The sequence below is a fragment of the Nocardioides sp. genome (assembly GCF_035703625.1).
Taxonomy (GTDB): Bacteria; Actinomycetota; Actinomycetes; order Propionibacteriales; family Nocardioidaceae; genus Nocardioides.
Genome location: NZ_DASSXS010000268.1, coordinates 1 through 3,189, shown reverse-complemented (window position 1 = coordinate 3,189; position 3,189 = coordinate 1). Strand labels below are relative to the sequence as shown.

Below are 3,189 nucleotides of genomic sequence, written 5' to 3'. Positions count from 1 at the left end.
CTCGGCGAGGTGTCCGACGCGTCGTACGACCTGGTGCTGCTCGACGTCGACAACGGTCCGGGCCACCTGGTGCACGAGCACAACGCCGCGCTCTACGAGCCGGAGTTCCTGACCGGCGTCCGGCGGATCCTGCGTCCCGGGGGCGCGGTCGCGATCTGGTCCGCCGAGGTGTCCCCGGAGCTGGAAGCGACCCTGGAGGAGGTCTTCGGCAACGCCGAGACGACCGGGTACGACGTCACGCTGCAGGAGCGCGAGGAGAAGTACTGGCTGCACGTCGCCCGTGTCGGCGCAGTAGCCTCGGGCGGGTGAGCGACGAACAGCAGGACTACCGCATCGAGCACGACTCCCTCGGCGAGGTCCGGGTCCCGGCAACCGCCCTCTGGCGTGCCCAGACCCAGCGCGCGGTCGAGAACTTCCCGATCAGCGGGACGCCTCTCGAGGACAGCCACGTCCGCGCCCTCGCCCTGATCAAGGGCGCCGCCGCCAAGGTCAACGGCGAGCTCGAGGTGATCGGCAAGGAGCAGGCCGAGTCGATCGCGGGGGCCGCGCGCCGGATCGCCGACGGCGAGTACGCCGACCAGTTCCCGATCGACGTCTTCCAGACCGGGTCGGGCACCAGCTCCAACATGAACATGAACGAGGTCATCGCCGGGGTGGTGGCGGCCGACGGCGGCGATGTCCACCCCAACGACCACGTCAACGCCAGCCAGTCGAGCAACGACACGTTCCCCACCTCGATCCACGTCGCGGCCACGCTGGCGGTTGTGGACCAGCTGATCCCGGCCCTGGCCACCCTGCAGCGCAGCCTGGAGGCCAAGGCCGAGGAGTTCGCCGACCTGGTGAAGTCCGGCCGCACCCACCTCATGGACGCCACCCCGGTGATGCTCGGGCAGGAGTTCGGCGGCTACGCCGCGACCGTGCGCTACGCGCGCGAGCGCCTGGACGCGGTGCTCCCCCGGGTGCGGGAGCTGCCCCTGGGCGGCACCGCGGTCGGCACCGGCATCAACACCCCTCCCGGCTTCGCGGCGCGGGTGATCGAGGAGCTGGCCAGCGTGACCGGCCAGGACTTCACCGAGGCCCGCGACCACTTCGAGGCACAGGGCACCCGCGACTCCCTGGTCGAGCTGAGCGGCGTGCTGCGCACCATCGCGGTGGGCGTGACCAAGATCTGCAACGACCTGCGCTGGATGTCCAGCGGTCCCACGACCGGCCTGTCCGAGATCCACCTGCCCGACCTTCAGCCCGGGTCGAGCATCATGCCCGGCAAGGTGAACCCGGTGCTGCCCGAGGCCACCCTGATGGTCTGCGCCCAGGTCGTCGGCAACGACGCCACTGTCGCCTGGGCCGGCGCGAGCGGCAACTTCGAGCTCAACGTGATGCTGCCGGTGATCGCCCGCAACGTGCTCGAGTCGATCCGGCTCCTGTCCACCTCGAGCACGCTGCTCGCCGAGCGCTGCGTCGACGGCATCACCGCCAACGCCGACCGCATGCGCGCCTACGCCGCGTCGTCACCGTCGGTGGTGACCCCGCTCAACCGCTACATCGGGTACGAGAACGCCGCCAAGGTCGCCAAGCGGGCCCTGGCCGACGGCGCCACCATCCGCGAGACGGTGATCGCGATGGGGTTCGTCGAGCGTGGCGAGGTCACCGAGGAGCAGCTGGACGAGGCCCTCGATCTCGCCTCCATGACCCACCCGTGAGCGTGAACGACCCGGCGCAGGTCCGCGCCCAGTACGCGCGCGAGACCCCGCTGGAGACCCGCCGCTCGGTCTGGCAGCCGGCCGCCGACGGCCGCGACCCCACCCAGATCGCCCTGGCCGTGGCACGCGCGTCCGGCCCCCGCGACATCCTCGAGATCGGGTGCGGCACCGGTGGGTTCGCGGAGCGGCTGGCCGTCGAGCACCCGGACGCGACGCTGGTGGCGACCGACCAGTCGGAGCGCTTCGTGGAGCTGACCTCGGCCCGCGGCGTCGAGGCGCAGGTGGCCGACGCGACCGACCTCCCGTTCGCGGACGCGTCGTACGACCTGGTCGTCGCCCTGTGGATGCTCTACCACGTGCCCGACCTCGACCGGGCCCTCGCGGAGGTACGCCGGGTGCTGCGGCCGGGCGGCCGGTTCCTGGCCGTCACCAACGGCGACGAGCACCTGGCCGACCTGCGCCGGGACGCGGGCGGCGGCCCGGAAGTGACCCAGTTCAGCACCCAGAACGGGGAGGTGGCGCTGCGACGCCACTTCGACGAGGTGCGCGGCGAGACCCTGCGGACGCGGGCCTTCTTCGCCGACCACGCGACCGCCCTGGCCTACCTGAACTCGTGGCCGGACGACGACGCGTGGGAGCTGCCGGAGTTCGAGGGCCCCCGGGAGTACACCGGTGAGGTCACGGTGTTCGTCGCCGGGTAGGTCCCGGGCTCAGTACCAGTTGTTGGCCTGCTTGAACTCCCAGGCGCTGCACGGCGAGCCGTAGGAGTCCGCGATGTACTCCAGGCCCCAGCGGATCTGCACCTCGGCGTCGGTGAAGTAGCCGGGGGGCATCTCGTGGGTCTCGGTGAGGGCCTGCGGGATGCCGTACGCCGACGACGTGGGGTTGTCGGCGTCCACCTCCCAGTTGCTCTCACTGACGTAGAGGGCGTCGAGGCAGGCGAACTGGTCGGCGGAGAAACCGTACTCCGGGAGCAGGGCCCGGCCGATGGCCCGGGGGTCCTCGTCGCTGAGATCGTCCTCGGCCGGCTTCTCGGGGGTCTTGCGGGGCTCGGCCTTGGCGGCGTCACCGCGCCCGCCGGACCGGGAGATCGGCGTCGAGGCACGGGCGGCCTCGGTGCGCTCGTCGGTGGGCTCGGGCTGGCTGAGGCGCTTGGAGGCGGTGCCGAGCGCGGCCGGGGTCGTCGCGATACCGGTGGTCACGACGCCGGCGGTCGCCGCGGCGGCCACCGACGACAGCATCACCGTGTTGCGCAGCACCCTGCGGGGGGCGCGGCGCGCGGCGAGGGCTGAGCGGGACTTGCGGTGCTTGGGGACGTGCTTGCCAGCTTGTTTAGGCATACAGGAATGAACTCGCGGGGCTAGACGGCGCGGGTGGCGGGTCGATACGACGGCACACCCAGGTCATGTGCAGCAACCCACCATGCAAGACACCGCACGGCAGGTGCAAGCCGAGGACCCCCTCAGCGAGGGCGAGCCTGCTCACACCT

Annotated in this window: 3 protein-coding genes and 1 pseudogene; 3 read left to right on the top strand and 1 reads right to left on the bottom strand. The window is 71.7% G+C overall.

Going from position 1 to position 3,189, the window contains the following annotated elements:
* The 3 genes and pseudogenes from VFN12_RS13985 to VFN12_RS13975 form a co-directional block, all read left to right on the top strand.
* Nucleotides 1-309, top strand: a pseudogene (locus tag VFN12_RS13985) (hypothetical protein); the annotation flags it as partial.
* Nucleotides 306-1,700: a class II fumarate hydratase gene (locus VFN12_RS13980; protein WP_325119330.1), complete on the top strand. Its 1,395-nt coding sequence runs from the start codon at nt 306-308 to the stop codon at nt 1,698-1,700. The pseudogene VFN12_RS13985 and the gene VFN12_RS13980, both read left to right, overlap by 4 nt.
* Nucleotides 1,697-2,401: a class I SAM-dependent methyltransferase gene (locus VFN12_RS13975; RefSeq protein ID WP_325119329.1), complete on the top strand. Its 705-nt coding sequence runs from the start codon at nt 1,697-1,699 to the stop codon at nt 2,399-2,401. The genes VFN12_RS13980 and VFN12_RS13975 overlap by 4 nt, the downstream gene beginning before the upstream one ends.
* A gap of 9 nt (nt 2,402-2,410) precedes the next feature.
* Here VFN12_RS13975 and VFN12_RS13970 read toward each other — a convergent pair whose 3' ends face one another.
* On the bottom strand, nt 2,411-3,040 hold the full coding sequence (locus VFN12_RS13970) for a lytic transglycosylase domain-containing protein (RefSeq protein WP_325119328.1): 630 nt from the start codon (nt 3,038-3,040) through the stop codon (nt 2,411-2,413).
* Between the last annotated feature and the right edge of the window lie 149 nt (nt 3,041-3,189).